38 protein-coding genes are annotated in these 26564 nt (G+C 70.2%); 2 read left to right on the forward strand and 36 right to left on the reverse strand.

All coding sequences use genetic code 11. The features are described from left to right. Positions 1-24: 24 nt before the first annotated feature. Complete coding sequence (locus AC6CH9_RS07755; RefSeq protein WP_498154380.1) at positions 25-1719, reverse strand: ABC-F family ATP-binding cassette domain-containing protein; 1695 nt, start codon at positions 1717-1719, stop codon at positions 25-27. Between the two features lie 109 nt (positions 1720-1828). Next, the gene (locus tag AC6CH9_RS07760) at positions 1829-2389 is read right to left on the reverse strand and encodes a DUF937 domain-containing protein (RefSeq protein WP_498154381.1); all 561 of its coding nucleotides are present in this window, start codon (positions 2387-2389) and stop codon (positions 1829-1831) included. Positions 2390-2526: 137 nt separating this feature from the next. Between AC6CH9_RS07760 and AC6CH9_RS07765 the strand changes: the two genes are divergently transcribed. Continuing rightward, positions 2527-2928 (forward strand): DUF5709 domain-containing protein, encoded by a 402-nt coding sequence (locus AC6CH9_RS07765; RefSeq protein WP_498154382.1) that lies wholly within the window; start codon positions 2527-2529, stop codon positions 2926-2928. A 19-nt stretch (positions 2929-2947) separates the two neighbouring features. Here the strand turns inward: AC6CH9_RS07765 and truA are convergent, their stop codons facing one another. Beyond that, entirely contained in the window at positions 2948-3853 is a 906-nt protein-coding gene (gene truA, locus AC6CH9_RS07770) for a tRNA pseudouridine(38-40) synthase TruA (RefSeq protein WP_498154439.1), read from the reverse strand. Positions 3854-3999: 146 nt separating this feature from the next. On the opposite strand from truA, the gene AC6CH9_RS07775 reads away from it, so the two are divergent. Further along, positions 4000-4770, forward strand: coding sequence for an ROK family protein (locus AC6CH9_RS07775; protein WP_498154383.1), 771 nt, complete (start codon positions 4000-4002; stop codon positions 4768-4770). A 5-nt stretch (positions 4771-4775) separates the two neighbouring features. Here the strand turns inward: AC6CH9_RS07775 and AC6CH9_RS07780 are convergent, their stop codons facing one another. The 33 genes from AC6CH9_RS07780 to fusA all read right to left on the reverse strand — a co-directional run bounded on the left by AC6CH9_RS07780 (position 4776) and on the right by fusA (position 26457). Continuing rightward, the gene (locus AC6CH9_RS07780) at positions 4776-5591 is read right to left on the reverse strand and encodes an alpha/beta fold hydrolase (RefSeq protein ID WP_498154384.1); all 816 of its coding nucleotides are present in this window, start codon (positions 5589-5591) and stop codon (positions 4776-4778) included. Positions 5592-5817: 226 nt separating this feature from the next. Continuing rightward, complete coding sequence (rplQ, locus tag AC6CH9_RS07785; RefSeq protein WP_498154385.1) at positions 5818-6381, reverse strand: 50S ribosomal protein L17; 564 nt, start codon at positions 6379-6381, stop codon at positions 5818-5820. A 74-nt stretch (positions 6382-6455) separates the two neighbouring features. Then, complete coding sequence (locus tag AC6CH9_RS07790) at positions 6456-7475, reverse strand: DNA-directed RNA polymerase subunit alpha (RefSeq protein WP_021479760.1); 1020 nt, start codon at positions 7473-7475, stop codon at positions 6456-6458. A 217-nt stretch (positions 7476-7692) separates the two neighbouring features. Further along, entirely contained in the window at positions 7693-8097 is a 405-nt protein-coding gene (gene rpsK / locus AC6CH9_RS07795; protein ID WP_021479759.1) for a 30S ribosomal protein S11, read from the reverse strand. Positions 8098-8210: 113 nt separating this feature from the next. Beyond that, positions 8211-8585, reverse strand: coding sequence for a 30S ribosomal protein S13 (gene rpsM / locus AC6CH9_RS07800; RefSeq protein WP_021479758.1), 375 nt, complete (start codon positions 8583-8585; stop codon positions 8211-8213). A 237-nt stretch (positions 8586-8822) separates the two neighbouring features. Beyond that, entirely contained in the window at positions 8823-8936 is a 114-nt protein-coding gene (gene rpmJ, locus AC6CH9_RS07805; protein WP_003956441.1) for a 50S ribosomal protein L36, read from the reverse strand. A gap of 95 nt (positions 8937-9031) precedes the next feature. Beyond that, entirely contained in the window at positions 9032-9253 is a 222-nt protein-coding gene (gene infA / locus AC6CH9_RS07810; RefSeq protein ID WP_012867920.1) for a translation initiation factor IF-1, read from the reverse strand. 277 nt (positions 9254-9530) lie between these two features. After that, positions 9531-10367 carry a type I methionyl aminopeptidase gene (gene map / locus AC6CH9_RS07815; protein ID WP_498154386.1) on the reverse strand — a complete coding sequence of 279 codons (837 nt, stop codon included), beginning with the start codon at positions 10365-10367 and terminating at the stop codon, positions 9531-9533. Positions 10368-10407: 40 nt separating this feature from the next. Next, positions 10408-11019 carry an adenylate kinase gene (locus AC6CH9_RS07820; protein WP_290444891.1) on the reverse strand — a complete coding sequence of 204 codons (612 nt, stop codon included), beginning with the start codon at positions 11017-11019 and terminating at the stop codon, positions 10408-10410. Beyond that, positions 11016-12314 carry a preprotein translocase subunit SecY gene (gene secY / locus AC6CH9_RS07825; protein WP_047233820.1) on the reverse strand — a complete coding sequence of 433 codons (1299 nt, stop codon included), beginning with the start codon at positions 12312-12314 and terminating at the stop codon, positions 11016-11018. The genes AC6CH9_RS07820 and secY overlap by 4 nt, the downstream gene beginning before the upstream one ends. Before the next feature lie 309 nt (positions 12315-12623). Beyond that, positions 12624-13190, reverse strand: coding sequence for a 50S ribosomal protein L15 (gene rplO / locus AC6CH9_RS07830; RefSeq protein ID WP_082379566.1), 567 nt, complete (start codon positions 13188-13190; stop codon positions 12624-12626). 2 nt (positions 13191-13192) lie between these two features. Further along, positions 13193-13375: a 50S ribosomal protein L30 gene (gene rpmD / locus AC6CH9_RS07835; protein WP_021480439.1), complete on the reverse strand. Its 183-nt coding sequence runs from the start codon at positions 13373-13375 to the stop codon at positions 13193-13195. Continuing rightward, positions 13375-14031: a 30S ribosomal protein S5 gene (gene rpsE / locus AC6CH9_RS07840; protein ID WP_021480438.1), complete on the reverse strand. Its 657-nt coding sequence runs from the start codon at positions 14029-14031 to the stop codon at positions 13375-13377. Before rpsE ends, rpmD begins: the two co-directional genes overlap by 1 nt. Before the next feature lie 40 nt (positions 14032-14071). Beyond that, complete coding sequence (gene rplR, locus AC6CH9_RS07845) at positions 14072-14443, reverse strand: 50S ribosomal protein L18 (protein ID WP_047233819.1); 372 nt, start codon at positions 14441-14443, stop codon at positions 14072-14074. A 2-nt stretch (positions 14444-14445) separates the two neighbouring features. Beyond that, positions 14446-14982, reverse strand: coding sequence for a 50S ribosomal protein L6 (rplF, locus tag AC6CH9_RS07850; protein ID WP_047233818.1), 537 nt, complete (start codon positions 14980-14982; stop codon positions 14446-14448). Positions 14983-15000: 18 nt separating this feature from the next. Next, on the reverse strand, positions 15001-15399 hold the full coding sequence (gene rpsH, locus AC6CH9_RS07855) for a 30S ribosomal protein S8 (RefSeq protein WP_021480435.1): 399 nt from the start codon (positions 15397-15399) through the stop codon (positions 15001-15003). A gap of 82 nt (positions 15400-15481) precedes the next feature. Further along, a complete protein-coding gene (locus tag AC6CH9_RS07860) occupies positions 15482-15667 on the reverse strand; it encodes a type Z 30S ribosomal protein S14 (RefSeq protein ID WP_021480434.1) in 186 nt (61 codons plus the stop codon). A gap of 1 nt (position 15668) precedes the next feature. Beyond that, positions 15669-16238 carry a 50S ribosomal protein L5 gene (gene rplE, locus AC6CH9_RS07865; protein WP_047233817.1) on the reverse strand — a complete coding sequence of 190 codons (570 nt, stop codon included), beginning with the start codon at positions 16236-16238 and terminating at the stop codon, positions 15669-15671. Beyond that, positions 16238-16579: a 50S ribosomal protein L24 gene (gene rplX / locus AC6CH9_RS07870; protein WP_021480432.1), complete on the reverse strand. Its 342-nt coding sequence runs from the start codon at positions 16577-16579 to the stop codon at positions 16238-16240. Before rplX ends, rplE begins: the two co-directional genes overlap by 1 nt. Positions 16580-16581: 2 nt before the next feature. Continuing rightward, positions 16582-16950 (reverse strand): 50S ribosomal protein L14, encoded by a 369-nt coding sequence (rplN, locus tag AC6CH9_RS07875; RefSeq protein ID WP_021480431.1) that lies wholly within the window; start codon positions 16948-16950, stop codon positions 16582-16584. 205 nt (positions 16951-17155) lie between these two features. After that, on the reverse strand, positions 17156-17446 hold the full coding sequence (gene rpsQ / locus AC6CH9_RS07880) for a 30S ribosomal protein S17 (RefSeq protein ID WP_047233816.1): 291 nt from the start codon (positions 17444-17446) through the stop codon (positions 17156-17158). An 11-nt stretch (positions 17447-17457) separates the two neighbouring features. Then, positions 17458-17694, reverse strand: coding sequence for a 50S ribosomal protein L29 (gene rpmC / locus AC6CH9_RS07885; RefSeq protein WP_021480429.1), 237 nt, complete (start codon positions 17692-17694; stop codon positions 17458-17460). Next, a complete protein-coding gene (gene rplP, locus AC6CH9_RS07890) occupies positions 17694-18113 on the reverse strand; it encodes a 50S ribosomal protein L16 (protein ID WP_047233815.1) in 420 nt (139 codons plus the stop codon). Before rplP ends, rpmC begins: the two co-directional genes overlap by 1 nt. 3 nt (positions 18114-18116) lie before the next feature. Beyond that, complete coding sequence (gene rpsC, locus AC6CH9_RS07895) at positions 18117-18962, reverse strand: 30S ribosomal protein S3 (RefSeq protein WP_047233814.1); 846 nt, start codon at positions 18960-18962, stop codon at positions 18117-18119. Next, entirely contained in the window at positions 18962-19333 is a 372-nt protein-coding gene (rplV, locus tag AC6CH9_RS07900) for a 50S ribosomal protein L22 (RefSeq protein ID WP_021479879.1), read from the reverse strand. The genes rpsC and rplV overlap by 1 nt, the downstream gene beginning before the upstream one ends. A gap of 58 nt (positions 19334-19391) precedes the next feature. Beyond that, positions 19392-19673 carry a 30S ribosomal protein S19 gene (rpsS, locus tag AC6CH9_RS07905; protein WP_047233813.1) on the reverse strand — a complete coding sequence of 94 codons (282 nt, stop codon included), beginning with the start codon at positions 19671-19673 and terminating at the stop codon, positions 19392-19394. 15 nt (positions 19674-19688) lie between these two features. Further along, on the reverse strand, positions 19689-20525 hold the full coding sequence (rplB, locus tag AC6CH9_RS07910; protein ID WP_047233812.1) for a 50S ribosomal protein L2: 837 nt from the start codon (positions 20523-20525) through the stop codon (positions 19689-19691). A 31-nt stretch (positions 20526-20556) separates the two neighbouring features. Continuing rightward, positions 20557-20847, reverse strand: a complete 291-nt coding sequence (gene rplW, locus AC6CH9_RS07915; protein WP_021479876.1) for a 50S ribosomal protein L23 — start codon at positions 20845-20847, stop codon at positions 20557-20559. Continuing rightward, positions 20844-21548, reverse strand: a complete 705-nt coding sequence (gene rplD / locus AC6CH9_RS07920; protein WP_047233829.1) for a 50S ribosomal protein L4 — start codon at positions 21546-21548, stop codon at positions 20844-20846. The genes rplW and rplD overlap by 4 nt, the downstream gene beginning before the upstream one ends. A gap of 5 nt (positions 21549-21553) precedes the next feature. Further along, on the reverse strand, positions 21554-22216 hold the full coding sequence (rplC, locus tag AC6CH9_RS07925) for a 50S ribosomal protein L3 (RefSeq protein ID WP_047233811.1): 663 nt from the start codon (positions 22214-22216) through the stop codon (positions 21554-21556). 14 nt (positions 22217-22230) lie between these two features. Further along, positions 22231-22539 (reverse strand): 30S ribosomal protein S10, encoded by a 309-nt coding sequence (gene rpsJ / locus AC6CH9_RS07930; protein ID WP_012867945.1) that lies wholly within the window; start codon positions 22537-22539, stop codon positions 22231-22233. A gap of 490 nt (positions 22540-23029) precedes the next feature. Next, positions 23030-24226, reverse strand: coding sequence for an elongation factor Tu (tuf, locus tag AC6CH9_RS07935; protein ID WP_047233810.1), 1197 nt, complete (start codon positions 24224-24226; stop codon positions 23030-23032). A gap of 128 nt (positions 24227-24354) precedes the next feature. Further along, positions 24355-26457, reverse strand: coding sequence for an elongation factor G (fusA, locus tag AC6CH9_RS07940; protein WP_498154387.1), 2103 nt, complete (start codon positions 26455-26457; stop codon positions 24355-24357). Positions 26458-26564 lie beyond the last annotated feature (107 nt).

Genomic DNA, 26564 nt, shown 5'->3' on the forward strand with positions numbered 1-26564 from the left:
GGCGGCGCCTGCCCCCGTACCCGGCTACCGTGCCCGCTGCACCCGCTCGACGTCCCAGACCGGCTCCGGGGCCTCGACGACCTCCCCGTCGCCGCGGAACACCAGGTAGCGGTCGAACCCGCGCGCGAACCACCGGTCGTGCGTCACGGCGAGCACCGTCCCCTGGAACGCCGCGAGGCCGGCCTCGAGCGCCTCGGCGGAGTGCAGGTCGAGGTTGTCCGTCGGCTCGTCGAGCAGCAGGAGGGTCGCGCCGTCGAGCTCGAGCAGGAGGATCTGGAACCGCGCCTGCTGCCCGCCCGAGAGGGTCTCGAAGCGCTGCTCCGCCTGGCCGACGAGCTCGTACCGGTCGAGCGCGCGGCTCGCGCCCTCGCGCCCCATCCCGGCCCGGTGCCCGTCGCCGCGGTGGAGGATCTCCAGGAGGGTCCTCCCGCGCAGCTCCGGGTGGTCGTGGTTCTGGGCGAACCAGCCGGGCCGCACGCGCGAGCCGAGCACTGCGCGACCCGTGTGCGCCACGGGGTCGGGCCGGACACCGTCGGACGTCGTGGGGTCGGGCACCACCCCGGGCTCGGGGTCGCTGCCGCCCGCGGCGAGGAGCCGCAGGAAGTGCGACTTGCCCGACCCGTTGGAGCCCAGCACCGCGACGCGCTCGCCGAAGAACACCTCGAGGTCGAACGGCTTCATGAGCCCCGTGAGCTCGAGCGACCGGCACGTCACGGCACGCTTCGCCGTGCGCCCGCCCGCGAGCCGCACGGTGACGCGCTGCTCGCGCGCGAGCATCTCCGGGGGGCCCGCCTCCTCGAACTTGCGCAGGCGCGTCTTCGCCGCCTGGTACCGGCTCGCGAGCCCGTCGTTGTAGGCGGCCTTCGTCTTGAGCGTCTGCACGAGCTCGCGCAGCTTGGCGTGCTCCTCGTCCCAGCGCCGCGCGAGCTCGGCGAGCCGTTCGCGCCGGTCGGCGCGCGCCTGCCCGTAGGTCGCGAACCCGCCGCCGTGCACCCAGACCGTCCCGCCGCCCGGCGTCGGCTCGAGCGTCGCCACCTGCGTCGCCGTGCGCGACAGCAGCTCGCGGTCGTGGGAGACGTAGAGGACCGTCTTGGGCGACGCGACGAGCCGCTCCTCGAGCCAGCGCTTGGTCGGCACGTCGAGGTGGTTGTCCGGCTCGTCGAGCAGCAGCACCTCCTCGGGCCCGCGGAGCAGCGCCGTGAGCGCCAGGCGCTTCTGCTCACCGCCGGACAGCGTGCGCACGTCACGCCACTGCGCCTTCTCGAACGGGACGGAGAGGACCTCGTCGGTCACCTCGTCCCACGCCGTCTCGGCGTCGTAGCCCCCGACGTCGGCCCAGTCGACGAGCGCCTGGGCGTACCGGAGCTGGGCGGGCTCGTCGTCGACCGTCATGATGTCGTGCTCCGCCGCGGCGAGCTCGAGCGCCGCCTCCTTGACCGCGGCCGGCGCGAGCTCGACGAGCAGGTCGCGCACCGTGCGGTCGTCGTCGATGCGCCCCACGTCCTGCCGCATGACGCCGAGGCCGCCGCTGCGCACGACCGCTCCGCCGTGCGGCGCGACGTCGCCCGTGACGATGCGCAGCAGCGTCGACTTGCCGACGCCGTTCGGCCCGACGAGTGCGACCCGCGCGCCGTCCGCGACGCGCAGGCTCACGCCGTCGAGGAGCGTGCGCCCGTCGGGCAGGTGATACGTGACGTCGCTGAGGTCGAGGTGTCCCACGAGGCCATCGTCCCCCGGGCGGGCCCGCCGGGTCACGCGGATTCCGCGCACCCCCGACGGCTCGACCTTCGGTCCGGCCCGAGGGGACGACCGTCGTCGCCCCCGGTCTTCAGCGCCGGCCGCCCCCGAGGAGGCCGCCCAGGCCACCCAGGAGGTCCCCGAGGCCGCCCCCGGACCCGCTGGAGCCGCCGCCCAGGAGTCCGCCGAGCAGATCCCCCAGACCGCCGCCCGCACTCTCCTGCGCCGTCGGGGAGGACTCGGCGCCGGAGTCCTTGCCCCCGAGCTGCTTCGCGAGGAACGCCAGCGCGATCGGAGCGAGCGCGGGCAGCACCTTCGACAGCAGCCCCTGCTGCGTGCCCGTCGAGTCGGCGAGCTGCGCGACGACGGCCTCCTCGTTCGAGCCGAACACGTGGCGGACGATCTTCTCGCCGTCGGCGGTGTCCACGTCGTCGAGGTCGACCCCGCCCTCCACGAGCGACGGGTCGTGCTGCGTGAGGGCCTTGCCGAGCGACGCCGCGCCCGCAGGGTCCTGCGCGTTCGCCTGGAGCCCGCCGAGCAGCGCGGGGAGCGCCGCGCCCACGGCCTGCTGCGCCGTCGCCTCGTCGACGCCGAGCCGGCCGGCGAGCTGGTCGAGCGGGATGGTGGACAGGATGTCGTCGATGCCGGCCATGGTGGTCCTCGGTTCTCGGGCTCGTTCACGGGTGGCCGCGACGCGCGCGACCCGTCCCACGGTATCGCCGGCGGCACGTCGGTGCAGGTCGGGGCGCAGATGCTGCGTCCGACCGCACGAGGTGACACTGTGGACGCATGAGCGAAGACACCACCGGCACCAGCCCGGACCCGGAGACCGGCGCCGAGGGCGACAACGACCAGCTCCAGGCCGAGGACACGCTGCTCGACCGCGGCGTGGACGACGTCCTCGACGAGGGTTACTCCCCGCCCGACCGCCCCCGCACGAACCACTTCGGCGAGACGCCGTGGGAGGAGGTGCACGGCGAGACGCTCGACCAGCGCCTCGCCGAGGAGGAGCCCGAGGAGTGGGACCAGGACCCGCTCGAGCGGCCCGACGACACGCGCTCGGGCCGCCTCGTCGCGGACCCCGACGCCCTCGACGGGCGTCAGAACGACACCTACGCCGACGACGAGGGCATCTCCGGGGGCGCCGCGGGCGCCGAGGAGGCCGCCGTGCACGTCGTCGAGGAGCCGTGACGGCGTAGCGCCACGCCGATCAGCCCGGGTCGCGCGACGCGCCCTCGTCCCAGACGTCCTCCTCGTTCCGGACGGCGCGGATCCGGTCGGCGCGGGCGGCCAGCTCGTCGTCGGGCGGGTACGTGACCTCCTCGAGCACGAGCCCGTGGGCGGGGACGACGCCGGCCCCCGCGTCGCGCCGTCGGCTCGCGAGGAGCTGCGCAGGCCAGTCGACCCCGCGCCGGCCCTCGCCCACGGCGAGCGACGCGCCGACGAGCGCGCGCACCATGTTGTGGCAGAACGCGTCCGCGCGGACGTGCGCGACGACGAGGCCCGCGTCGGGCCCGTCCACCGGCCGCGACCACGACAGGTGCTGGAGCTCGCGGATCGTCGTCGCCCCGGGCCGGGGCTTGCAGAACGCGGCGAAGTCGCGCACCCCGAGCAGCGGCCGCACGGCGGCGTCCATCGCGGCGACGTCGAGCGGGCGCCGGTTCCACAGGACCCACGCCCGCCGCAGCGGGTCGCGCTGTGCCGGGTCGTCCGCGACCCGGTACGTGTAGGCGCGGTGCAGCGCGGAGAACCGCGCGTCGAAGCCCGCGGGCGCGGGCGCCGCGCGGTGCACGACGACGTCGCCCGGCAGCACCCCGCCGAGCCGCGCGACGAGCGCGTCGCCGGGTGTGCGGTCGGAGCGCCCGGGGAGGGCCGCCCACTGGTCCCGCGTGAGGTCGACGTGCGCGACCTGCCCGCGCGCGTGCACCCCCGCGTCCGTGCGGCCCGCGACGGTGAGGCGCGGCGCCGGGCCGCGCAGGAGCGTCGCCAGCCCGTCCTCGACCGCGCCCTGCACGGTGCGCAGCGCGGGCTGACGAGCCCAGCCGGCGAACTCCGTCCCCTGGTAGGCGAGGTCGAGGCGGACGCGCACGACGCCGTCGGGCAGATCCTGCTGCACCCTCGGCCCGGAGGCCGCGGCCCCACCCGGCGCGTCGGGTGCGGGGTCGTCGGGGCGTGCGTCGGGGGCAGGGGCGTCGCTCACGGGAGTTCACCGTAGTCGCCCGGCCGTGCGGCGCGCTCGCCGTCGTGCCTACGCTGCCGCCCATGACCGGCGACCGCGCAGACGTCCGCACCCTCGCCGTGGACTGCGGCGGCGGCGGGATCAAGGCGAACGTGCTCGACGCGTCGGGCACCGCGCACGCCGCCGCCGTCCGCGTCCCGACGCCGTACCCGCTGCCGCCCGAGCTGCTCGTCCGGACCATCGCCGATATCGCGGCCACGCTGCCCGCTGCCGACCGGGTCACCGTGGGCATGCCCGGCATGATCCGGCGCGGCGTCGTCGTGCACACGCCGCACTACGTCACGCGCAGCGGCCCCCGCTCGCGCGTGGACCCGGCACTCGTCGAGGCATGGACGAGCTTCGACGTCCAGGCCGCGGTGGCCGCACGTCTCGGCGTGCCCGCCCTCGTGCTCAACGACGCCGAGGTGCACGGCGCGGGCGTCGTCGCGGCGTCCGGGCTGGAGCTCGTCCTGACGCTCGGGACAGGGCTGGGTTCGGCGCTGTTCCACGGCGGACGGCTCGCGCCGCACCTCGAGTGGTCGCGCGCCCCGGTGCGCCGTGGCACGACCTACGACGAGTACGTCGGCGAGCCCGAGCGGCGCCGGCTCGGCAACGGGCTGTGGTCACGCCGCGTGCTCGCGGTCGTCGAGGGCCTGCGGCCCGTCTTCTGGTGGGACCGGCTGTACCTGGGCGGCGGGAACTCGCGCCAGATCACCCCGAGCGTCCTCGACCGCCTCGGCGACGACGTCGTCGTCGTGCCCAACTCCGCGGCGCTCGTCGGCGGGGCACGTGCCTGGGACCTGCCGCCGGCCTGACCGCCTCAGCGCGCGACGGCGCGGCGCGGCGCGACGCCTGCGGGCGCCGCCCCGTCCGTCCCGGGCGCCGGACCTCCCGTCGCGACCGCGCGGTGGGCGTCGAGCAGGACCCGGTTGAACGCGACCGGTGCGTCGAGGCTCACGAGGTGCCGGGCGCCCGGGACGACCACGAGCCGCACGGGCGCTCCCCCGCGCCGGGCCGCCTCCACGAAGCCGCGCTCGCCGATCCGGAAGTGGTCCCACCGGCCGTTGACCAGCCACACGGGCGAGTCCGTGGCGGCGAGGGCTGTCACGGGGTCGACCGCCTCGACCTCGCGCAGGATCGCGCTCATCACGTCGAGCGCGAAGCCGCCCGCCGCGAGGTCGGCCGCGCCCTGCCGCGTGAGCGCACGGTCGACGAGCGCCTGGTTGAGCCCCGCTCCGCCGTCGGGCAGCCGCTCGATGCCGCGCGCGACGAGGAGCCAGCCCCCGCGCAGCCGTGTGGCAGGCGGGGTCGAGCAGGCAGCGGCCACGAGGCCGACGACGCGCTCGGGGTGCCGCGCTCGCGTCTCGATCGCGACGTAGCCGCCCAGCGACAGGCCGACGACGAGCGCGCGAGCCCCCACGGCGTCGATCCCGGCCGCGACGGCCTCGACGGCACCGTCCAGGGTGAACGCCTCGCCGCGCCGCGCCCCGTGCCCCGGCAGGTCCACGGCGAGGGCGTCGACCCCCGCACGGCGCAGGGCCGCGAGCTGGTCGCGCCACATCGACCGCGACGTGCGCGAGCCGTGCACGAGGACGACCGGGGGCCACGCCGCCAGGGAGGAATCGACACCCGTCACCCCTCGACGGTAGGCCCTCCCCGCCGCGAGATCGACCCGTGCGTCGCGAGATCGGCCCTCTGCCGGTCGATCCCGCGCAGTACGGGTCGAACGCGCGCGGCCGCCCTCACGGCCGGACGCAAGCGGACGCCGTCGGGACGGCAGAACGCCGCAGGGCCCGGGACCGTACGGTCCCGGGCCCTGCGGCGTGGGGTCGCGGAGGACCCCGAGAGTCGATCGAGGAGGCTCAGGCCTCCTTCTTCTCCTCGGTGGCGTCCTCGACGGGCGCGTCCTGGACGTCCTCGGCGGGAGCGTCCTCGACGGCGGCGGGAGCGTCCTCGACGGGAGCGTCCTCGACCGCGTCGGCCTTCTTGGCCGGCTTGTCAGCCTTCTTCTTGCTCGCCTTCTCCGCGGCCTTCTCCGCCTCGCGGACGACGGCCTGCTTGGGGCTGACGGGCTCGGTGACGAGCTCGATCACGGCGAGGGGCGCGTTGTCGCCCTTGCGCGTGCCGACCTTCGTGATGCGGGTGTAGCCGCCCTCACGCTCCGCCATCTGCGGGGCGATCTCGGTGAACAGCGTGTGCACCACGGACTTGTCGCGCACGACGCGCAGGACGCGACGACGCGCGTGCAGGTCGCCGCGCTTGGCGAACGTGATGAGGCGCTCGGCCACCGGGCGCAGGCGCTTCGCCTTGGTCTCGGTGGTCGTGATGCGGCCGTGCTCGAAGAGCTGGGTGGACAGGTTCGCGAGCATCAGACGCTCGTGAGCCGGTCCGCTGCCGAGCCGGGGGCCCTTGGCGGGGGTAGGCATGGGATGTGCTCCTTGGGAAGTGTTCGCGCCGCAGGTGCGGACCCGGACGCGCTGAGGTGTCTAGAGCCGCAGGCTCAGTACTGCTGCTCGGTGTCCGAGAACGTCGCCTCGTCGTCGTCGCCGTCGTAGTACGCGGCGGCCGACGGGTCGAAGTCGAGCGGCGAGTCCTTGAGGGACAGGCCGAGCTCGGCGAGCTTCTCCTTCACCTCGTTGATGGACTTCGCACCGAAGTTGCGGATGTCCAGCAGGTCCGCCTCGCTGCGTGCGACGAGCTCGCCCACCTGGTGGATGCCCTCGCGCTTGAGGCAGTTGTACGAGCGGATCGTGAGGTTGAGCTCCTCGATCGGCAGCGCCAGGTCCGCGGCCAGGGCCGCGTCCGTCGGCGACGGGCCGATCTCGATGCCCTCGGCCTCGACGTTGAGCTCGCGGGCGAGGCCGAAGAGCTCCACCAGCGTCTTGCCGGCCGACGCGAGCGCGTCGCGCGGCGAGATCGCCGGCTTCGTCTCGACGTCCACGACGAGCTTGTCGAAGTCCGTGCGCTGCTCGACGCGCGTCGCCTCGACCTTGTAGGTCACCTTGAGGACCGGCGAGTAGATCGAGTCGACCGGGATGCGCCCGATCTCGGCGTCGAACGACTTGTTCTGCGAGGCCGAGACGTACCCACGGCCGCGCTCGACGGTGAGCTCGATCTCGAGCTTGCCCTTGTCGTTGAGCGTGGCGATGTGCAGCTCGGGGTTGTGGACCTCCACACCCGCGGGCGGGACGATGTCCGCCGCGGTGACCGCACCAGCACCCTGCTTGCGCAGGTACATCACGACGGGCTCGTCGTTCTCCGAGGAGACGACGAGGTTCTTGATGTTGAGGATGACCTCGGTCACGTCCTCCTTCACACCCGGCACGGTGGTGAACTCGTGGAGCACACCGTCGATGCGGATGGAGGTGACCGCCGCGCCCGGGATGGACGACAGCAGCGTGCGACGCAGCGAGTTGCCGAGCGTGTAGCCGAAGCCGGGCTCCAGCGGCTCGATGGAGAAGCGCGAACGGTTCTCCGAGATGACCTCTTCGGTCAAGGTGGGGCGCTGTGCGATCAGCACTGGTGGTTTCCTTTCGGTGAGCGTCCGCCATATGACGCTGCACGGTTCAAGGCGAGGTGCGTGCCTGCGGCACGCGGTCCTGGCCGGGACTCTGTCCACCCGGCCGGGAAGGGTGCGTCGACCCCGTCAGGAGGCGTCTGCCCCGTGACGGGCGCCGTCGACGGGCTCGGCCGGTCGGTGACCGGGCGGCCCGTCGACGACACGCCGACGACGAGGGTCAGACGCGACGACGCTTGGGCGGGCGGCACCCGTTGTGCGCCTGCGGCGTGACGTCCTGGATCGAGCCGACCTCGAGGCCGGCCGACTGCAGCGAGCGGATCGCGGTCTCGCGACCGGAGCCCGGGCCCTTGACGAAGACGTCGACCTTCTTCATGCCGTGCTCCTGCGCCTTGCGGGCAGCGGCCTCGGCCGCGAGGCCGGCGGCGAAGGGGGTCGACTTGCGCGAGCCCTTGAAGCCGACGTCGCCGCCGGAGGCCCACGCGATCACGGCGCCCGACGGGTCCGTGATCGACACGATCGTGTTGTTGAACGTGCTCTTGATGTGCGCCTGGCCGGCGGGGACGTTCTTCTTGTCCTTGCGGCGAGGCTTGCGCCCAGCGGCGGCGCGAGTCTTGGGAGGCATCTTTCGTTTCTCTCCTGGTCTGAGGTGGTCTGACCGCGGGGATCTCCGACCGGGACGACGTGGACCGTACGGCCGACGTCAGCACCCGAGCGGGGCCCGCCCTGCGGACTGGCTCAGCGGGCCTTCTTCTTGCCGGCCACGGTGCGCTTGGGTCCCTTGCGCGTGCGCGCGTTGGTCTTGGTGCGCTGGCCGCGCACGGGCAGGCCGCGGCGGTGACGCAGGCCCTGGTAGGTGCCGATCTCGACCTTGCGGCGGATGTCGGCGGCCACCTCACGACGGAGGTCACCCTCGAGCTTGTAGTTGCCCTCGAGGTAGTCGCGGAGCGCGACGAGCTCGGCGTCGCCGAGGTCCTTCACGCGCGCGTCCGGGCTGATGCCGGTCGCGGCCAGCGTCTGCTGGGCGCGGGTACGGCCGACGCCGTAGATGTAGGTGAGCGCGACCTCGAGCCGCTTGTCGCGGGGGAGGTCGACGCCGATGAGACGTGCCATGTGCCTTTCGGCTCCTCGTGCTTCGTCGGAGGTCTGTCGCACCGCCCTCCCACGGGGAGCTCCGTGGGCCCCGGCCTCCGAGCCGGGGGTTCCCCTGCCTGTGGCGTTCTCCTCCCGGACTCGCGTCCGGGGTGCCGAGCAGGTTCGTGGTGGTGCGCTGGTGGCCGGCCGTCGTCGTGACGGGCGGCCTGGTGACCGCGGTCCCGAGGGACCGTCACCCGTGGCGCAGGCGCGGGCTCAGCCCTGGCGCTGCTTGTGCCGCAGGTTGTCGCAGATCACCATGACGCGACCGTGCCGGCGGATCACCTTGCACTTGTCGCAGATCTTCTTGACGCTGGGCTTGACCTTCATCTTCGTTCCCTCAGTGGTGCCCTGCTCCGGGCGCGACCGACGAGCGGTCCCGGGATCCGGGTGGCGAGGCGGGTGAGTGGGTGGACGCGTGGCGACTACTTGTAGCGGTAGACGATCCGGCCGCGGGACAGGTCGTACGGGCTCAGCTCGACCACGACCCGGTCCTCGGGGAGGATCCGGATGTAGTGCTGGCGCATCTTGCCCGAGATGTGCGCGAGAACCTTGTGACCGTTGGCCAGCTCCACGCGGAACATCGCGTTCGGCAGGGCCTCGACCACGCTGCCCTCGATCTCGATGACACCGTCCTTCTTTGCCATGTCCTCCGCTAACTCTCGTCTGAACTGCTGATACTCCCGCGCACGCCCGACCCGCGGGTCGTCCGTTCGTGGGAGGTGCGTGGAGCCGCGTGCGGGGGTCGGTCGCCCGGGTCCCGAGGGACGGGGGCCGGTTGAACGACGTGCACGGACTACACCCGACGGACCATCCTACGGCATCCGGCAAGAGTCGCGAAACCGGGGCGTGCGTCGGGAACCGTGCGACGCGCCACTCCCCCGCGGGAGCCGGGAGGCCCCACGCGTCGGACGAACCGAGGGCTCAGGCAGCGAGAGGTGCGACACGGACGCCGAGCGGTGCGAGCTCGGCCGCCCCGCCGTCGGGCGCGGTGAGGACCCAGATCCCCTCGTCGAGGATCGCGACGCTGTGCTCCCAGTGCGCGGCACGAGCGCCGTCGTCGGTCACGACCGTCCAGTCGTCCTCGCACACCTCGGTGAACCGGTCGCCGAGCGTCACCATCGGCTCGATCGCGAGACACATGCCCGGGCGCAGCCGCGGACCCTTCTCGCGCGTGCGGTAGTTCGGGACGTCGGGCGGCTGGTGCATCGCGGAGCCGATCCCGTGGCCCACATACTCCTCGACGATCCCGTAGGCGACACCGTCGGACTCGGCCGAGAGCCGGACCGAGTCCTCGATGGCCGCACCCACGTCGCCGAGCCGCTCGCTCGTCGCGAGCGCGGCGATGCCCGCCCACATCGCACGCCGCGTGGCCTCCACGAGGGCCTCGTCCTGCGGCTCGCCCTCACCGAGGACGAAGGAGACGGCCGAGTCGCCGTGCCAGCCGTCGACGATCGCCCCGCAGTCCACGGAGACGATGTCACCCGGGCGGAGCTCGCGGGGACCGGGGATGCCGTGCACGACCTCGTCGTTCACCGACACGCACAGCGACGCCGGGTAGCCCTCGTAGCCGAGGAACGACGGCGTCGCGCCGGCGTCCGCGATCACCGCCGCGGCGAGCGCGTCCAGGTCGGCCGTCGTCATGCCCGGCCGGACCGTCTCACGGACCGTCTCGAGCGCTCGCGCGACCACGAGGCCGGCGCTGCGCATGGACCGGACCTGGTCGTGCGTCTTGTACTCGATGCGCTCGCGACCGAACACCCTGCTGCTCCCCAGAACCTGACCGACGGACGACCGGCGCTCAGCCGACCAGCGCGGTCAGCGCCGAGACGATGCGCCCGGTGATCTCGTCGACGTCGCCGATGCCGTCGACGCGGACGAGGAGGCCGCGCTCGTCGTAGGCGGACGTGAGCGGCGCCGTCTGCTCGGCGTAGATGTCGAGTCGGCGCGCGATGGCCTCCTCGGTGTCGTCCTCGCGGCCCTCGATCTCCGCGCGCTTCGCCAGGCGGGCGAGGAGCTCGTCGCGGTCCGCCGTGAGCTCCACGACGCCGTCCAGGGCCACACCCAGGTCCGCGAGGATCGCGTCGAGCTCGACGACCTGGGCCGCGTTGCGCGGGTAGCCGTCGAGGATGAACCCCTGCGCCGCGTCGTCCTGGGCGAGGCGGTCGCGCACCATCGCGTTCGTCACCGAGTCGGGTACCAGGTCACCCTTCGCGGTGTACTCCTGCGCGAGCCGACCGAGCTCCGTGCCGCCCTTGATGTTCGCCCGGAAGATGTCTCCGGTCGAGATCGCGGGGATGGCGAGCTGCTCGGCGAGCCGGGCGGCCTGCGTCCCCTTGCCCGCGCCCTGCGGACCCATGATGACGAGGCGCGCGGGACGCGAGGTGGACTGGCCGTCGGTGGCGTTGCTCAACGGAGGAACCCTTCGTAGTGGCGCTGCTGCAGCTGGGAGTTGATCTGCTTGACCGTCTCCAGGCCGACGCCGACGACGATGATGATCGAGGAGCCACCGAACGGGATGTTCGTGCTCACGCCGAGCCCGATGAGGACCAGCGTCGGCAGCAGGGCGACGAGCGCGAGGTAGATGGAGCCCGCGGACGTGATGCGGGTGATGACGTAGTCGAGGTACTCGGCGGTCGGCCGGCCGGCACGGATGCCGGGGATGAAGCCGCCGTACTTCTTCATGTTGTCCGCGACCTCGTCCGGGTTGAACGTGATCGACGTGTAGAAGAAGCAGAAGAACAGGATCATCAGCACGTACAGCACGATGTGCAGCGGCGCGGCCGGGTCGGCAAGGTTCGTGCTCACCCAGATCACCCAGTCGGCGCTCTGGTCGCCGAACTGCGCGATGAGGCCCGGGACGGCGAGCAGCGACGCCGCGAAGATCACCGGGATGACGCCGGCCATGTTGATCTTGATCGGGATGTAGGTGCTCGAGCCGCCGTACATGCGGCGCCCGACCATGCGCTTGGCGTACTGGACCGGCACGCGGCGCTGGGACTGCTCGACGAACACGACCAGGCCGATGACGACCACGATGACCGCGATCATGATGATGAAGTTCGTCGCGCCGTTCGCGCCGCCCGCGATCGACCACAGCGCGGTCGGGAAGCTCGCGGCGATCGACGTGAAGATGAGGAGCGACATGCCGTTGCCGACGCCGCGCTCGGTGATGAGCTCGCCGAGCCACATGATGAGGCCGGTGCCCGCGGTCATGGTGATGACCATGAGCGCCATCGTCACGAAGCTGCCGTCGGGGATGACGTCCACGGAGCAGCCCTGGAAGAGCAGGCCGTTGCGCGCGGTCGTGATGACGGTCGTCGACTGGAGGATGGCGAGCGCGATCGTCAGGTAGCGCGTGTACTGCGTCAGCTTCGCCTGGCCGGACTGGCCCTCCTTGTGGAGCGCCTCGAAGCGAGGGATCACGACGCGCAGCAGCTGGACGATGATGCTCGCGGTGATGTACGGCATGATGCCGAGCGCGAAGATCGACAGCTGGAGCAGTGCACCACCGCTGAAGAGGTTGACGAGGCCGAGCAGGTCGTTGCCGTCGGCGGTCTCCGCGATGCACTGCTGCACGTTGGGGTAGTCCACACCCGGCGTGGGGATGAACGACCCCACCCGGAAGATCGCCATGATCGCGATCGTGAACAGCAGCTTGCGCCGCAGGTCGGGCGTCCGGAAAGCCCGGGCGAATGCGCTGAGCACCTATCCTCCTGGCCCGCCGAGGCGGGATGTCGTGTCGCCGGGAGGCCCGGCGAGGTGTGACGCACGGCACCGGCGCCAAGAGGCACCCTAGCCGTAGCGCCGCGTCGAACGGCAAGTCGGTCCCGACGACCGGACGGACCGACCGCGGACCTGCGAGTGACGGCGGTCACCCCGGGGTGCGGGGAGACAACCGTCGGAGAGTCTAACCGTGGCGCGCTGCCGGACGGACCACGGGTCGTACGGGAGGGCCCTCCCCAGACACGGACAGGGCCGACGGCGCGAGCGCGCCACCGGCCCTGTCCAGGGGTGTCAGTCCTCCGAGACCGAACCGCCGGCCGCGAGGATCTTCTCGCGAGCGGCGCCCGAGAGGGCGTCGACCGCGACCTCGAGCTTGACGGTGATCTCGCCCGTGCCGAGCACCTTGACGAGCTGGCCCTTGCGGACCGCGCCCTTCGCGACGAGGTCCTCGACGGTGACCTGGCCACCCTCGGGGTACAGCGCCGCGAGCTTGTCCAGGTTCACGACCTGGTACTCGGTGCGGAACGGGTTCTTGAAGCCGCGCAGCTTCGGGAGGCGCATGTGCAGAGGCATCTGCCCGCCCTCGAAGCGCTCGGGAACCTGATAACGAGCCTTCGTACCCTTGGTACCGCGGCCCGCCGTCTTACCCTTCGACGCCTCGCCACGACCCACACGGGTCTTGGCCTTCTTGGCGCCGGGAGCCGGACGCAGGTGGTGGATCTTGAGCGTGCCGCCGGCACCCTCGGTCTGCTTGCCCGACTGCTTCGCAGCAGCCGCGGACTCCGCCTTCGCGGGGGCCTTCGCAGCAGCCTTCTTCTTCGGAGCCTCGGCGGTCTCCTTGGTGGCCTTCTCAGCCATGGTCACTCGACCTCCTCAACGGTGACGAGGTGCGCCACCGTCGCGACCATGCCGCGGATCTCCGGGCGGTCCTCCTTCACGGCGGTGTCGCCGATCCGCTTGAGGCCCAGAGTGCGCAGCGTGTCGCGCTGGTTCTGCTTGCCGCCGATGGCGGACTTCGTCTGGGTCACCTTGAGCCTGGCCATCAGGCGTTCACCCCCGCAGCACGGGCACGCAGGAGCGCGGCCGGGGCCACGTCCTCGAGCGGGAGACCACGGCGCGCGGCGACAGCCTCAGGCTGCTCCAGGTTGCGCAGGGCCTCGACGGTCGCGTGCACGATGTTGATCGCGTTGGACGAGCCGAGCGACTTGCTCAGCACGTCGTGGATGCCCGCGCACTCCAGCACGGCGCGCACCGGACCACCGGCGATCACACCGGTACCGGGAGCGGCCGGGCGGAGGAACACGACGCCGGCGGCGGCCTCACCCTGGATGGGGTGCGGGATGGTGCCCTGGATGCGCGGGACCTTGAAGAAGTTCTTCTTGGCCTCCTCGACACCCTTGGCGATCGCCGCGGGCACCTCCTTCGCCTTGCCGTAGCCGACACCGACGGTGCCGTCGCCGTCGCCCACCACGACCAGCGCGGTGAAGCTGAAGCGGCGGCCGCCCTTGACGACCTTGGAGACGCGGTTGATGGTGACGACGCGCTCGACGAAGGCGTTCTTCTCGGCTGCGTCGCCACGGCGACCGTCGCGACGGTCACCGCGACGGTCGTCGCGGCGCCCCCCGCGCGCGTTCTGGTCGCTCGACTCGTTGGCGGCACCCGTGGGGGCGCCGGTGTTGCTGCGCTGCCCTGCAGCCATCAGAGAATCCTTTGCTTCCGTGTGGGGATGGTCGGCGTCGTCACAGGGACAGACCGCCCTCGCGGGCGCCGTCGGCGACCGCAGCGACCCGACCGTGGTACTTGTTGCCGCCACGGTCGAAGACGACCGCGTCGACGCCCTTGGCCTTCGCACGCTCGGCGACGAGCTCGCCGACCTTGCGGGCCTTGGCGCTCTTGTCGCCGTCGAGCGCACGCAGGTCCGCCTCGAGCGACGAGGCCGACGCAACCGTCTGACCGATCGTGTCGTCCACGACCTGGGCCGTGATGTGGCGCGTGGAGCGCGTCACCACGAGGCGCGGACGAGCGGCGGTCCCCTTGATCTTCTTGCGCAGGCGCAGGTGGCGGCGCTGACGCGCGACGGCCTTGCCCTTGCCGAGAACCTTCAGAGCCATCGTTACTTACCAGCCTTTCCGACCTTGCGGCGGACGACCTCGCCGGCGTAACGCACACCCTTGCCCTTGTACGGCTCGGGCTTGCGGATCTTGCGGATGTTCGCTGCGACCTCGCCGACCTGCTGCTTGTCGATGCCGGAGACCGAGAACTTCGTCGGGCTCTCGACCGCGAACGTGATGCCCGCGGGCGGCGTCACGACGACCGGGTGGCTGAAGCCGAGGGCGAACTCGAGGTCCGAGCCCTTGGCCGTCACGCGGTAACCGGTGCCGACGATCTCGAGCTTCTTCTCGTAGCCCTGCGTCACGCCCTCGACGATGTTCGCCAGGAGGGTGCGCGTGAGGCCGTGCAGCGCGCGGGACTCGCGCTCGTCGTCCGGGCGCGACACCACGAGCGTGGCGTCCTCCTGGGCGACCTGGATGGGGGCGGGCACGTGGTGCTCGAGCGAGCCCTTGGGGCCCTTCACGGTCACGAGCGCGCCGCTGATGGTGACGTCCACTCCGGCGGGAACCGGAACGGGGATCTTGCCGATTCGAGACATGGCGTATCTCCTTTCCGATTACCAGACGTAGGCGAGGACTTCGCCGCCCACGCCCTTCGTGGCGGCCTGCTTGTCGGTGAGCAGGCCGGAGGACGTGGACAGGATCGCCACGCCCAGGCCGCCGAGAACCTTCGGCAGCTCCGTGGACTTGACGTACTTGCGCAGGCCCGGCTTGGACACGCGGCGCACGCCGGCGAGGCTGCGCTCACGGTTCGGGCCGAACTTCAGCTGGATGGTGAGGTTCTTGCCCACCGTCGCGTCCTCGACGCTCCAGCCGGAGATGTAGCCCTCGGCCTGGAGGATCTCGGCAATGTGCGACTTCAGCTTCGAGTACGGCATGGTCACCGTCTCGTGGTAAGCCGAGTTCGCGTTCCGCAGACGCGTCAGCATGTCTGCGATCGGGTCGGTCATCGTCATCGGGCTCTAGCCCTTCCTCGACGTGGTATCCGGGCGGAGGCGCGCCGTGCGGCGCGCTCCGCCAGGACCTACGACGTAGTTGTTACCAGCTGCTCTTGGTGACGCCGGGAAGCTCACCACGGTGGGCCATCTCGCGCACGCAGATGCGGCACAGGCCGAACTTGCGGTACACCGAGTGCGGACGACCGCACTTCTGGCACCGGGTGTAGGCGCGGACCGCGAACTTGGGCTTGGCGGCCGCCTTGTTGATCAGGGCCTTCTTCGCCATGTCAGTTCTCCTTGAAGGGGAAGCCGAGACGGCGCAGCAGGGAGCGGCCCTCGTCATCGGTCGTCGCCGTGGTCACGATCGTGATGTCCATACCGCGGACACGGTCGATCTTGTCCTGGTCGATCTCGTGGAACATCGACTGCTCCGTGAGGCCGAACGTGTAGTTGCCGTGCCCGTCGAACTGCTTGGGCGACAGGCCGCGGAAGTCGCGGATACGCGGCAGGGCGATCGACAGGAGACGGTCCAGGAACTCCCACATGCGGTCGCCGCGCAGCGTGACGTGCGCACCGATCGGCATGCCCTCGCGCAGCTTGAACTGCGCGATGGACTTGCGGGCCTTGGTCACCTGCGGCTTCTGGCCGGTGATCGCGGACAGGTCGCGGATGGCGCCCTCGATGAGCTTCGAGTCCTTGGCGGCGTCACCGACACCCATGTTCACGACGATCTTCGTGACGCGGGCGACCTGGTTGACGTTCTCGTGCCCGAACTCCTCGCGCAGACCGGAGACGATCTCCTCGCGGTAGCGCTGCTTCAGACGGGGCACCTCGGGGGCGACGATCTCGGTGCTCATCAGATGTCCTTCCCGGAGCGCTTGGCGACGCGCACGCGCACGGTGCGCTTGCGGCCGTCACGCTCGACCTCTTCGGTGCGGTACCCGACGCGGGTGCCCTTCTTGGTCTCCGGGTCGACGACCATCACGTTGCTGATGTGGATCGGGGCCTCGACGGTCTCGATCCCACCGGTCCGCGTGCCGCGCTGCGACTGGCCGACCTTGGTGTGCTTGGTGACGCGCTGGACGCCCTCGACGATGACGCGGTCACGGTCGGTGAGCACCTCGAGGACGCGGCCCTGCTTGCCCTTGTCCTTGCCGGCGATGACGACGACGAGGTCGCCCTTCTTGATCTTGGCCATGGTCAGAGCACCTCCGGAGCCAGCGAGATGATCTTCATGAACCGCTTGTCGCGCAGCTCGCGCCCGACCGGGCCGAAGATGCGCGTCCCGCGCGGCTCGCCGTCGTTCTTGAGGATCACGGCGGCGTTCTCGTCGAACTTGATGTAGGAACCGTCCGGACGACGGCGCTCCTTGGCGGTGCGGACGACGACGGCCTTGACCACGTCGCCCTTCTTCACGTTGCCGCCCGGGATCGCGTCCTTGACGGTTGCGACGATGACGTCGCCGATTCCGGCGTAGCGACGGCCCGAGCCACCGAGAACACGGATGCAGAGAATCTCCTTGGCACCCGTGTTGTCGGCGACACGAAGTCGCGACTCCTGCTGGATCATGTAATGAACTCCTGTCGTCGAGCCGGTTCTCGCGCGAGGCGAGCCTTGCCGAACGGATAGCTGTCAGTGCCGGGTCCCTCGCGGGTGAACCGGCCAGGACCGGGCGGTGGACCCGCCCGACCTGTCCTCACTGGTTGCCGCACCGCGGTGCGGCACGAGAGCGGTCGTGACGAGCGAGCCGGGCTCGCCCGTCACGACCGGTGGATCACTTGGCCTTCTCGAGGATCTCCGCGAGGCGCCACCGCTTGGTCGCGGACAGCGGGCGGGTCTCCATGATGAGCACCAGGTCGCCCACGCCGGCAGAGTTCTGCTCGTCGTGCGCCTTGACCTTGCTCGTGCGGCGGATGACCTTGCCGTAGAGCGGGTGCTTGACCCGGTCCTCGACCTCGACCACCACGGTCTTGTCCATCTTGTCGCTCACGACGTAGCCGCGGCGCGTCTTGCGGTTCGCGCGCTCCTCGGCCGCCTCGGGCGCGTTCGTTGCGTTCTCGCTCATTCCAGCCTCACTCACTCGGCACTCGGCGCGGTACGGATGCCGAGCTCGCGCTCACGCAGGATCGTGTAGATCCGCGCGATGTCGCGGCGGACGGCCTTGAGGCGCCCGTGGCTCTCCAGCTGGCCGGTGGCCGACTGGAAGCGGAGGTTGAAGAGCTCCTCCTTGACCTTCTTGAGCTCGGCGACGAGCGTCTCGTCGTCCATGGCGTCGAGGTCGACGGGGGCGAGCCCCTTCGTTCCGATTGCCATCAGTTGCCACCACCCTCGCGCACCACGAAACGGCACTTCATCGGGAGCTTGTGGATCGCGCGGCGCATCGCCTCGCGAGCCAGGTCCTCCGGGACACCGGCCAGCTCGAAGACGATCCGGCCGGGCTTGACATTGGCGACCCACCACTCGGGCGAACCCTTACCGGAACCCATGCGGGTCTCGGCAGGCTTCTTGGTCAGGGGACGGTCCGGGTAGATGTTGATCCAGACCTTGCCGCCACGCTTGATGTGGCGGGTCATCGCGATACGAGCAGCCTCGATCTGGCGGTTCGTCACGTACGCCGGCTCGAGAGCCTGGATGCCGTACTCGCCGAACGCGATCTGCGTGCCACCCTTCGCCGCGCCGGAACGCGACGGGTGGTGCTGCTTGCGGTGCTTGAGCCTGCGCGGGATCAGCATGACTCAGGCCTCCGTTCCGGTCTCAGGGGCCTTCGCCTCTGCGGCGGGAGCAGCCTGCTCGGGCGCCGCCGGCGACTCGGACGCGGGGGTCCGCTCGGCCGAACGCTCGGGACGACGGCCGCCACCACGACGGTCGCCGCCGCGCTCACCGCGCGGGCCACCACGGCCCTGGCGCGGAGCGGCCGTGGCCTGCTGCGCGGCGAACTCCTTCTCGGTGACGTCGCCCTTGTAGATCCAGACCTTCACGCCGATGCGGCCGAAGGTCGTGCGGGCCTCGAAGAAGCCGTAGTCGATGTACGCACGGAGCGTGTGCAGCGGCACACGGCCCTCGCGGTAGAACTCCGACCGGCTCATCTCGGCGCCGCCGAGGCGGCCGGCGACCTGCACGCGGATGCCCTTGGCACCGGCGCGCTGGGCCGACTGGATGCCCTTGCGCATCGCACGGCGGAACGAGACGCGGCTCGCGAGCTGCTCGGCGATGCCCTGAGCGACGAGCTGCGCGTCCGTCTCGGCGTTCTTCACCTCGAGGATGTTGAGCTGCACCTGCTTGCCCGTGAGCTTCTCGAGCTCGCCGCGGATGCGGTCGGCCTCGGCGCCACGGCGGCCGATGACGATGCCCGGGCGTGCCGTGTGGATGTCCACGCGGACGCGGTCACGGGTGCGCTCGATCTCGACCTTGGAGATGCCTGCGCGCTCGAGACCGGTGCTCATGAGCTTGCGGATCTGGACGTCCTCGCGGACGTAGTCGCGGTACCGCTGTCCGGGCTTGGTGCTGTCGGCGAACCAGCGCGACCGGTGGTCGGTGGTGATGCCGAGGCGGTACCCGTGCGGGTGAACCTTCTGTCCCACTATCGGGCACTTCCCTTCGTGTTCTCACGCGGAGCGACGACCACGGTGATGTGGCTGGTGCGCTTGAGGATGCGGTTCGCACGGCCCTGGGCCCGCGGGCGGAAACGCTTGAGGGTCGGGCCCTCGTCGACGAACGCCTCACGCACGACGAGCTCCTGCTCCTCGAACGCCTCGCTCGCACGGTCCGCCTTCACCCGGGCGTTGGCGATCGCGCTCTCCACGACCTTGCGGACGGGCTCGCTCGCCGCCTGCGGTGCGAACTTCAGCACCGCGACGGCCTCGGAGGCCTGCTTGCCACGGATGAGGTCCACGACGCGCCGGGCCTTCTGGGGCGTGACACGGACGAACCGCGCCTGCGCCTTGGCTTCCATTGCTGTCCTGCCTTCTTGTCTCTTGACCGTCCAGGTCGTCACCAGACTGACCCGGGGGTCAGCGGCGACGACCCTTCTTGTCGTCCTTCACGTGGCCGCGGAAGGTCCGCGTGGGAGCGAACTCGCCGAGCTTGTGGCCGACCATCGACTCGGTGACGAACACCGGCGTGTGCTTGCGACCGTCGTGCACGGCGAACGTGTGACCGAGGAAGTCGGGCGTGATGACCGACCGACGGGACCAGGTCTTGATGACGTTCTTGGTCCCCTTCTCGTTCTGAGCGTCCACCTTCTTCTGCAGGTGGCCGTCGACGAAGGGGCCCTTCTTCAGGCTACGAGGCATGTCTCCAGGCTCCTATCAGCGCTTCTTGCCGGTACGGCGACGACGCACGATCAGCTTGTCGCTCGGCTTGTTCGGACGGCGGGTACGACCCTCCGGCTGGCCCCACGGGCTCACCGGGTGACGACCACCGGACGTCTTGCCCTCACCACCACCGTGCGGGTGGTCGATCGGGTTCATGGCGACACCACGGACGGTCGGGCGCTTGCCCTTCCAGCGCATGCGGCCGGCCTTGCCCCAGTTGATGTTCGACTGCTCGGCGTTGCCCACCTCGCCGACCGTCGCGCGGCAGCGCAGGTCGACGTTGCGGATCTCGCCGGAGGGCATGCGCAGCTGCGCGTACGGCCCGTCCTTGGCGACGAGCTGCACGGACGCACCGGCCGAGCGGGCGATCTTCGCGCCGCCACCGGGCTTGAGCTCGATGGCGTGGATGACCGTACCGGTCGGGATGTTGCGCAGCGGCAGGTTGTTGCCGGGCTTGATGTCCGCGCCCGCACCGTTCTCGACGACGTCGCCCTGCTTGAGCTTCGCCGGCGCGATGATGTAGCGCTTCTCGCCGTCCGCGTAGTGCAGGAGCGCGATACGCGCCGTGCGGTTGGGGTCGTACTCGATGTGCGCGACCTTGGCGGGCACGCCGTCCTTGTCGTGGCGACGGAAGTCGATCACGCGGTACGCACGCTTGTGGCCACCACCCTTGTGACGGGTGGTGATCCGGCCGGAGCTGTTGCGGCCGCCGCTCTTCGAGAGCGGGCGGACCAGAGACTTCTCCGGCTGCGAGCGCGTGATCTCGGCGAAGTCGGCGACGCTCGCGCCGCGGCGGCCGGGCGTCGTCGGCTTGTACTTACGGATTCCCATGGGGATCTGTCCTCAATCTGCTCTCGTCGGCTCAGCCGAAGATGTCGATCGTGCCCTCGCGGAGGGTGACGATCGCACGCTTGGTGTCCTTGCGCTTGCCCAGGCCGAAACGCGTGCGACGCGTCTTGCCCTTGCGGTTGATCGTGTTCACCGAGGCGACCTTGACCGAGAAGATCTGCTCAACGGCGATCTTGATCTCGGTCTTGTTGGCCCGCGGGTCGACGACGAACGTGTACTTGCCCTCGTCGAGCAGGCCGTAGCTCTTCTCGGAGACGACCGGCGCGAGGATCACGTCACGGGGGTCCTTGGTCACGGTGGTCACTTCGCGGCCTCCTCGGCAGCAGTCTCGTCCGCCTCGGTGGAGGTGGCGACGGCCTTCGCGGAGCGACCCGTGGCCGGGCCCGCCAGGAACGCGTCGAGCGCGCCCTGCGTGAAGACGACGTCGTCGGAGACGAGCACGTCGTAGGTGTTGAGCTGGTCGGCCACCAGGAGGTGGACCTGCTCGACGTTCCGCAGCGACTTGATCGTCAGCTCGTCGCCACGCTCGGTGACGACGAGGACGTGCTTGCGCTCGGAGAGCTTGGCGAGCGTCGAGACGGCGGTCTTGGTCGACGGCAGGCCGTCGACGCCGAAGCCGGTCACGACGTGGACACGGCCGTTGCGGGCGCGGTCCGAGAGGGCACCGCGGAGCGCGGCGGCCTTCATCTTCTTGGGCGTCCGCTGGTCGTACGAGCGCGGCGTCGGGCCGTGGACGGTGCCACCGCCGGCGAACTGCGGCGCACGGGTCGAACCCTGGCGGGCGCGGCCGGTGCCCTTCTGCTTGTACGGCTTGCGACCACCACCGCGGACCTCGCCGCGGCTCTTGGTGTCGTGGGTGCCCTGGCGTGCAGCGGCACGCTGGGCGACGACGACCTGGTGGATCAGCGGGACGTTGAGCTCGACGTCGAACACCTCGGCGGGGAGCTCGGCGGTGCCGGCCTTCTTGCCCTTGGGGTCCAGCACGTCAACGGTCAGAGCGGACATGGTGTTCACGCTCCCTTCGCGGCGCTGCGCACGAGGACGACGCCGCCCTTGGGGCCGGGAACCGCGCCCTTGACGAGCAGCAGACCCTTCTCGGCGTCGACCGCGTGGACGGTCAGGTTCTGGGTGGTCTGGCGGGCGTTGCCCATGCGACCGGCCATGCGCAGGCCCTTGAACACGCGCGACGGGGTCGAGGCCCCACCGATCGAGCCCGGCTTGCGGTGGTTGCGGTGCGCACCGTGCGAGGCGCCCACGCCGGAGAAGCCGTGGCGCTTCATGACACCGGCGGTGCCCTTGCCCTTGGTCGTGCCCACGACGTCGACCACGGCGCCGGCCTCGAAGGCCTCCGCGGTGATCTCCTGGCCGAGCGAGTACTCGGCGGCGTCGGTGGTGCGGACCTCGGCGACGTGACGGCGCGGCGTGACGCCGGCCTTCTCGAAGTGGCCCTTGAGCGGCTTCGTGACCTTGCGCGGGTCGATCTGCCCGTAGGCGAGCTGCACGGCGGCGTACCCGTCGGCGTCGGCCGTGCGCACCTGCGTCACGACGTTCGTGCCGACGGCGACGACGGTCACGGGCACGAGGCGACCGGCCTCGTCCCAGAGCTGCGTCATCCCGAGCTTCGTGCCGAGCACCGCGGTGACCGGACGCGCGTTCTGCTGGGGAATAGTCATGATGTCCTCCAGCCTCAGAGCTTGATCTCGATGTTCACGTCGGCAGGCAGGTCGAGACGCATGAGCGAGTCGACGGCCTTCGGCGTGGGATCGATGATGTCGATCAGCCGCTTGTGCGTGCGCATCTCGAAGTGCTCGCGGCTGTCCTTGTACTTGTGAGGCGACCGGATGACGCAGAAGACGTTCTTCTCCGTCGGCAGCGGCACCGGACCCACGACCGTTGCACCAGCGCGCGTCACCGTGTCGACGATCTTGCGCGCCGAGCTGTCGATGACCTCGTGGTCGTAGGACTTGAGCCGGATGCGGATCTTCTGTCCCGCCATGGCGTCGTCTGACTCTCTCTCTCGAACCGCTAGCTGTCCGACCCCCGCGCTCGGGCGTGTCGCGTAGTCGCGACGCACCTGGGCGCACACGCCGAGAGGCGCAGGGCCGTTGGATATGTGGACCGGCGTCCGCACCGTGCTGACGCACGGCTCCGCGGAGCGGACCACAACGTTTGTGCGAGCCTGGTCGGAACGTGTGTTCCGCGGGGTACTCGATCCATGGCGACAGAGAGCTCAACCCGCAGACCCGGGACGAGGTCCCGGGGTCCTGGTCCTCCTCGAGAGGACCGGTTCAACACACTGTTCGACACGTGAAAGAGCGCACCCGTAACAGGCAACCTGAACAGTCTGCCACACGAAGGCCGCCCGGGCCAAGTCGAGACCGGGACGGGCGCTGTGACGGTGACCGCAGGGACGGTGGTGCAGGCCGAAGGCCCGGCCCCGCGGACGGGACCGGGCCTTCGACGAGTGCTGCGGAGGCAGCGTCAGATCACTTGAGGATCTTGGTGACGCGGCCCGAGCCGACGGTGCGGCCACCCTCACGGATGGCGAAACCGAGGCCCTCCTCCATGGCGATCGGCTGGATGAGCTCGACCGTCATCTCGGTGTTGTCGCCGGGCATGACCATCTCGGTGCCCTCGGGCAGCGTGATGACGCCGGTGACGTCCGTCGTGCGGAAGTAGAACTGCGGACGGTAGTTCGAGTAGAACGGGTTGTGGCGGCCACCCTCGTCCTTGCCCAGGATGTAGACCTGCGCCTCGAACTGCGTGTGCGGGGTGATCGAACCCGGCTTCACAACGACCTGGCCGCGCTCGACGTCCTCACGCTTGATGCCGCGCAGGAGCAGACCGGTGTTGTCGCCGGCCTGAGCCTGGTCCATCTGCTTGTGGAACGTCTCGATGCCCGTGACCGTGGTCTTCTGGGGCGAGCGGATGCCGACGATCTCGACGTCCGAGTTGAGGTCGAGCGTGCCACGCTCCACCTTGCCGGTGACGACGGTGCCACGACCGGTGATCGTGAAGACGTCCTCGACGGGCATGAGGAACGGCTTGTCGAGCTCGCGGACGGGCTCGGGCACGTTCTCGTCGACGGCCTCCATGAGCTCGATGATCTTCGAGGTCCACTCGGGGTCGCCCTCGAGCGCCTTGAGACCCGACACGCGCACGACGGGCGCGTTGTCGCCGTCGAACTCCTGCGAGGAGAGGAGCTCGCGCACCTCCATCTCGACGAGCTCGAGGATCTCCTCGTCGTCGACCATGTCGGACTTGTTCAGCGCGACGAGCAGGTAGGGAACGCCGACCTGACGGGCGAGCAGGACGTGCTCGCGCGTCTGGGCCATCGGACCGTCGGTCGCGGCGACCACGAGGATCGCGCCGTCCATCTGGGCGGCACCGGTGATCATGTTCTTGATGTAGTCGGCGTGACCCGGGGCGTCGACGTGCGCGTAGTGGCGCTTCGGCGTCTCGTACTCGATGTGCGCGATGTTGATCGTGATACCGCGCTGCTTCTCCTCGGGAGCCGCGTCGATCTCGTCGAAGTTGCGCTGGACGTTCGCCGGCAGGTCCGGGTACGTGTCCGCGAGCGTCTTCGAGATCGCCGCCGTCAGCGTCGTCTTACCGTGGTCGACGTGACCGATGGTGCCGATGTTGACGTGCGGCTTGGTCCGCTCGAACTTGGCCTTAGCCACTGGGGTCCTCCTGGGACTTGGGTAGATGTGCCGAACGTTGCGAATGTCGACCGAGAGATCCTACATCCGCGGGGCGTTGCGGTTTTCCTACAGGTTGATGGTTGTGCGGGTCTTCGACCTGTGGGGACTCACTCGCCCCGGGTCTTCTTGATGATCTCTTCGGCAACGTTCCGAGGAACCTCGGCGTAGCTGTCGAACTGCATCGAGTACACGGCACGACCCTGGGTCTTGGACCGGAGGTCACCGATGTACCCGAACATCTCTGACAACGGTACTTGGGCCCGGACGACCTTCACACCCGTCGCGTCCTCCATGGACTGGATCATTCCACGACGTGAGTTCAGGTCGCCGATGACGTCGCCCATGTACTCCTCGGGCGTACGCACCTCGACCGCCATCACCGGCTCCAGCAGAACCGGGTCCGCCCGCTTGACGCCCTCCTTGAGGACCATCGAGCCGGCGATCTTGAACGCCATCTCCGAGGAGTCGACCTCGTGGTAGGCGCCGTCGAGCAGCGTCGCCTTGACCCCGACCAGCGGGAAGCCGGCGAGCACGCCGAGCTCCATCGCGGACTGGATACCGGCGTCGACGCTCGGGATGTACTCGCGCGGGATGCGACCACCGGTGACGGCGTTGGCGAACTCGTAGAGCTCCCCCTCGGCCGTGTCGAGCGGCTCGAAGGTCACCTGGACCTTGGCGAACTGCCCGGAACCACCGGTCTGCTTCTTGTGCGTGTACTCGATCTTCTCGGCCTTGCGGCGGATCGTCTCGCGGTACGCGACCTGCGGCTTGCCGACGTTCGCCTCGACCTTGAACTCGCGACGCATGCGGTCGACGAGGATGTCGAGGTGGAGCTCGCCCATGCCGCCGATGACGGTCTGGCCGGTCTCGTCGTCCAGCTTGACGCGGAACGTCGGGTCCTCCTCGGCGAGCTTCTGGATCGCCGTCGAGAGCTTCTCCTGGTCGGCCTTCGTCTTCGGCTCGATCGCCACGTCGATGACGGGCTCGGGGAAGGTCATCGACTCGAGGATCACGGGCGCGTCGAGCGCGCTCAGCGTGTCACCCGTCGTGACGTCCTTGAGGCCGATGAACGCGTAGATGTGACCCGCGCTCGCCTCCTCGACCGGGTTCTCCTTGTTGGAGTGCATCTGGAAGAGCTTCCCGATGCGCTCCTTCTTGCCCTTGGTCGAGTTGAGCACCTGGGCGCCCTGCGCGACCTTGCCCGAGTAGACGCGGACGTAGGTGAGCTTGCCGAAGAACGGGTGCGACGCGACCTTGAACGCGAGCGCGGAGAAAGGCTCGGTGGCGTCGGGGTGACGCTCGACGATCTTCTCCTCGTCCTTGACGTCGTGGCCCTCGATCGCGGGGACGTCGAGCGGCGACGGCAGGTAGTCGATGACCGCGTCGAGCATGGGCTGCACGCCCTTGTTCTTGAACGCGGACCCGCACAGGACCGGGAAGGCCTCGCCGGCGATGACGAGCTTGCGGATCCCGGACTTGATCTCCGCGATCGTCAGCTCCTCGCCACCGAGGTACTTCTCGAGCAGCTCCTCGTCAGCCTCCGCGACGGCCTCGATGAGCTCGCTGCGGTACTGCTCGGCCTTCTCGAGAAGGTCGGCCGGGATCTCCTCGGTGTCGTACGCCTCGCCGAGCTTGGTCTCCCCGTGCCAGACGAGGGCCTTCATCTCGAGCAGGTCGACGACGCCGGTGAAGTCGTTCTCCGAGCCGATCGGGAGCTGGATGACCAGCGGCTTCGCCTTGAGGCGGTTGATGATGGTGTCGACGGTGAAGTAGAAGTCCGCACCGAGCTTGTCCATCTTGTTGACGAAGCAGATGCGCGGCACGTTGTACTTGTCCGCCTGGCGCCACACCGTCTCCGACTGCGGCTCCACGCCCTCCTTGCCGTCGAAGACGGCGACGGCGCCGTCGAGCACGCGCAGGGAGCGCTCGACCTCGACCGTGAAGTCGACGTGGCCGGGCGTGTCGATGATGTTGATCTGGTTGTTCTTCCAGTAGCAGGTCGTCGCGGCCGACGTGATCGTGATGCCGCGCTCCTGCTCCTGCTCCATCCAGTCCATCGTCGACGCGCCGTCGTGCGTCTCACCGATCTTGTAGTTCACACCCGTGTAGAACAGGATGCGCTCGGTGGTCGTGGTCTTCCCGGCATCGATGTGGGCCATGATGCCGATGTTGCGGACCTTGTTCAGGTCGGTCAGCACGTCAAGTGCCACGGTCTGTTTCCCTCGCTAGGTGGGTTGAGTCGGGGGCGCTGCTCGGACCGGGGTGGCCGGCCGGAGACCCGCCGACGGCCCCGGGGACCGTGAGGTCCCCGAGGCCG

It is taken from the genome of Cellulosimicrobium sp. GQ32 (assembly GCF_059758455.1).

Coding starts and splice junctions, on each gene's coding strand:
- AC6CH9_RS07760 (WP_498154381.1), bottom strand. CDS start 2,389: ATGGCCGGCATCGACGACATCCTGTCCACCATCCCGCTCGACCAGCTC.
- AC6CH9_RS07765 (WP_498154382.1), top strand. CDS start 2,527: ATGAGCGAAGACACCACCGGCACCAGCCCGGACCCGGAGACCGGCGCC.
- AC6CH9_RS07775 (WP_498154383.1), top strand. CDS start 4,000: ATGACCGGCGACCGCGCAGACGTCCGCACCCTCGCCGTGGACTGCGGC.
- rplQ (WP_498154385.1), bottom strand. CDS start 6,381: ATGCCTACCCCCGCCAAGGGCCCCCGGCTCGGCAGCGGACCGGCTCAC.
- rpsK (WP_021479759.1), bottom strand. CDS start 8,097: ATGCCTCCCAAGACTCGCGCCGCCGCTGGGCGCAAGCCTCGCCGCAAG.
- rpsM (WP_021479758.1), bottom strand. CDS start 8,585: ATGGCACGTCTCATCGGCGTCGACCTCCCCCGCGACAAGCGGCTCGAG.
- rpmJ (WP_003956441.1), bottom strand. CDS start 8,936: ATGAAGGTCAAGCCCAGCGTCAAGAAGATCTGCGACAAGTGCAAGGTG.
- infA (WP_012867920.1), bottom strand. CDS start 9,253: ATGGCAAAGAAGGACGGTGTCATCGAGATCGAGGGCAGCGTGGTCGAG.
- rplO (WP_082379566.1), bottom strand. CDS start 13,190: ATGGCTGAGAAGGCCACCAAGGAGACCGCCGAGGCTCCGAAGAAGAAG.
- rpmD (WP_021480439.1), bottom strand. CDS start 13,375: ATGGCCAGGCTCAAGGTGACCCAGACGAAGTCCGCCATCGGCGGCAAG.
- rpsE (WP_021480438.1), bottom strand. CDS start 14,031: ATGGCTGCAGGGCAGCGCAGCAACACCGGCGCCCCCACGGGTGCCGCC.
- rplR (WP_047233819.1), bottom strand. CDS start 14,443: ATGGCTCTGAAGGTTCTCGGCAAGGGCAAGGCCGTCGCGCGTCAGCGC.
- rplF (WP_047233818.1), bottom strand. CDS start 14,982: ATGTCTCGAATCGGCAAGATCCCCGTTCCGGTTCCCGCCGGAGTGGAC.
- rpsH (WP_021480435.1), bottom strand. CDS start 15,399: ATGACGATGACCGACCCGATCGCAGACATGCTGACGCGTCTGCGGAAC.
- AC6CH9_RS07860 (WP_021480434.1), bottom strand. CDS start 15,667: ATGGCGAAGAAGGCCCTGATCAACAAGGCGGCCGCCAAGCCCAAGTTC.
- rplE (WP_047233817.1), bottom strand. CDS start 16,238: ATGAGCACCGAGATCGTCGCCCCCGAGGTGCCCCGTCTGAAGCAGCGC.
- rplX (WP_021480432.1), bottom strand. CDS start 16,579: ATGGCCAAGATCAAGAAGGGCGACCTCGTCGTCGTCATCGCCGGCAAG.
- rplN (WP_021480431.1), bottom strand. CDS start 16,950: ATGATCCAGCAGGAGTCGCGACTTCGTGTCGCCGACAACACGGGTGCC.
- rpsQ (WP_047233816.1), bottom strand. CDS start 17,446: ATGAGCGAGAACGCAACGAACGCGCCCGAGGCGGCCGAGGAGCGCGCG.
- rpmC (WP_021480429.1), bottom strand. CDS start 17,694: ATGGCAATCGGAACGAAGGGGCTCGCCCCCGTCGACCTCGACGCCATG.
- rplP (WP_047233815.1), bottom strand. CDS start 18,113: ATGCTGATCCCGCGCAGGCTCAAGCACCGCAAGCAGCACCACCCGTCG.
- rplV (WP_021479879.1), bottom strand. CDS start 19,333: ATGGAAGCCAAGGCGCAGGCGCGGTTCGTCCGTGTCACGCCCCAGAAG.
- rpsS (WP_047233813.1), bottom strand. CDS start 19,673: ATGCCTCGTAGCCTGAAGAAGGGCCCCTTCGTCGACGGCCACCTGCAG.
- rplB (WP_047233812.1), bottom strand. CDS start 20,525: ATGGGAATCCGTAAGTACAAGCCGACGACGCCCGGCCGCCGCGGCGCG.
- rplD (WP_047233829.1), bottom strand. CDS start 21,548: ATGTCCGCTCTGACCGTTGACGTGCTGGACCCCAAGGGCAAGAAGGCC.
- rplC (WP_047233811.1), bottom strand. CDS start 22,216: ATGACTATTCCCCAGCAGAACGCGCGTCCGGTCACCGCGGTGCTCGGC.
- rpsJ (WP_012867945.1), bottom strand. CDS start 22,539: ATGGCGGGACAGAAGATCCGCATCCGGCTCAAGTCCTACGACCACGAG.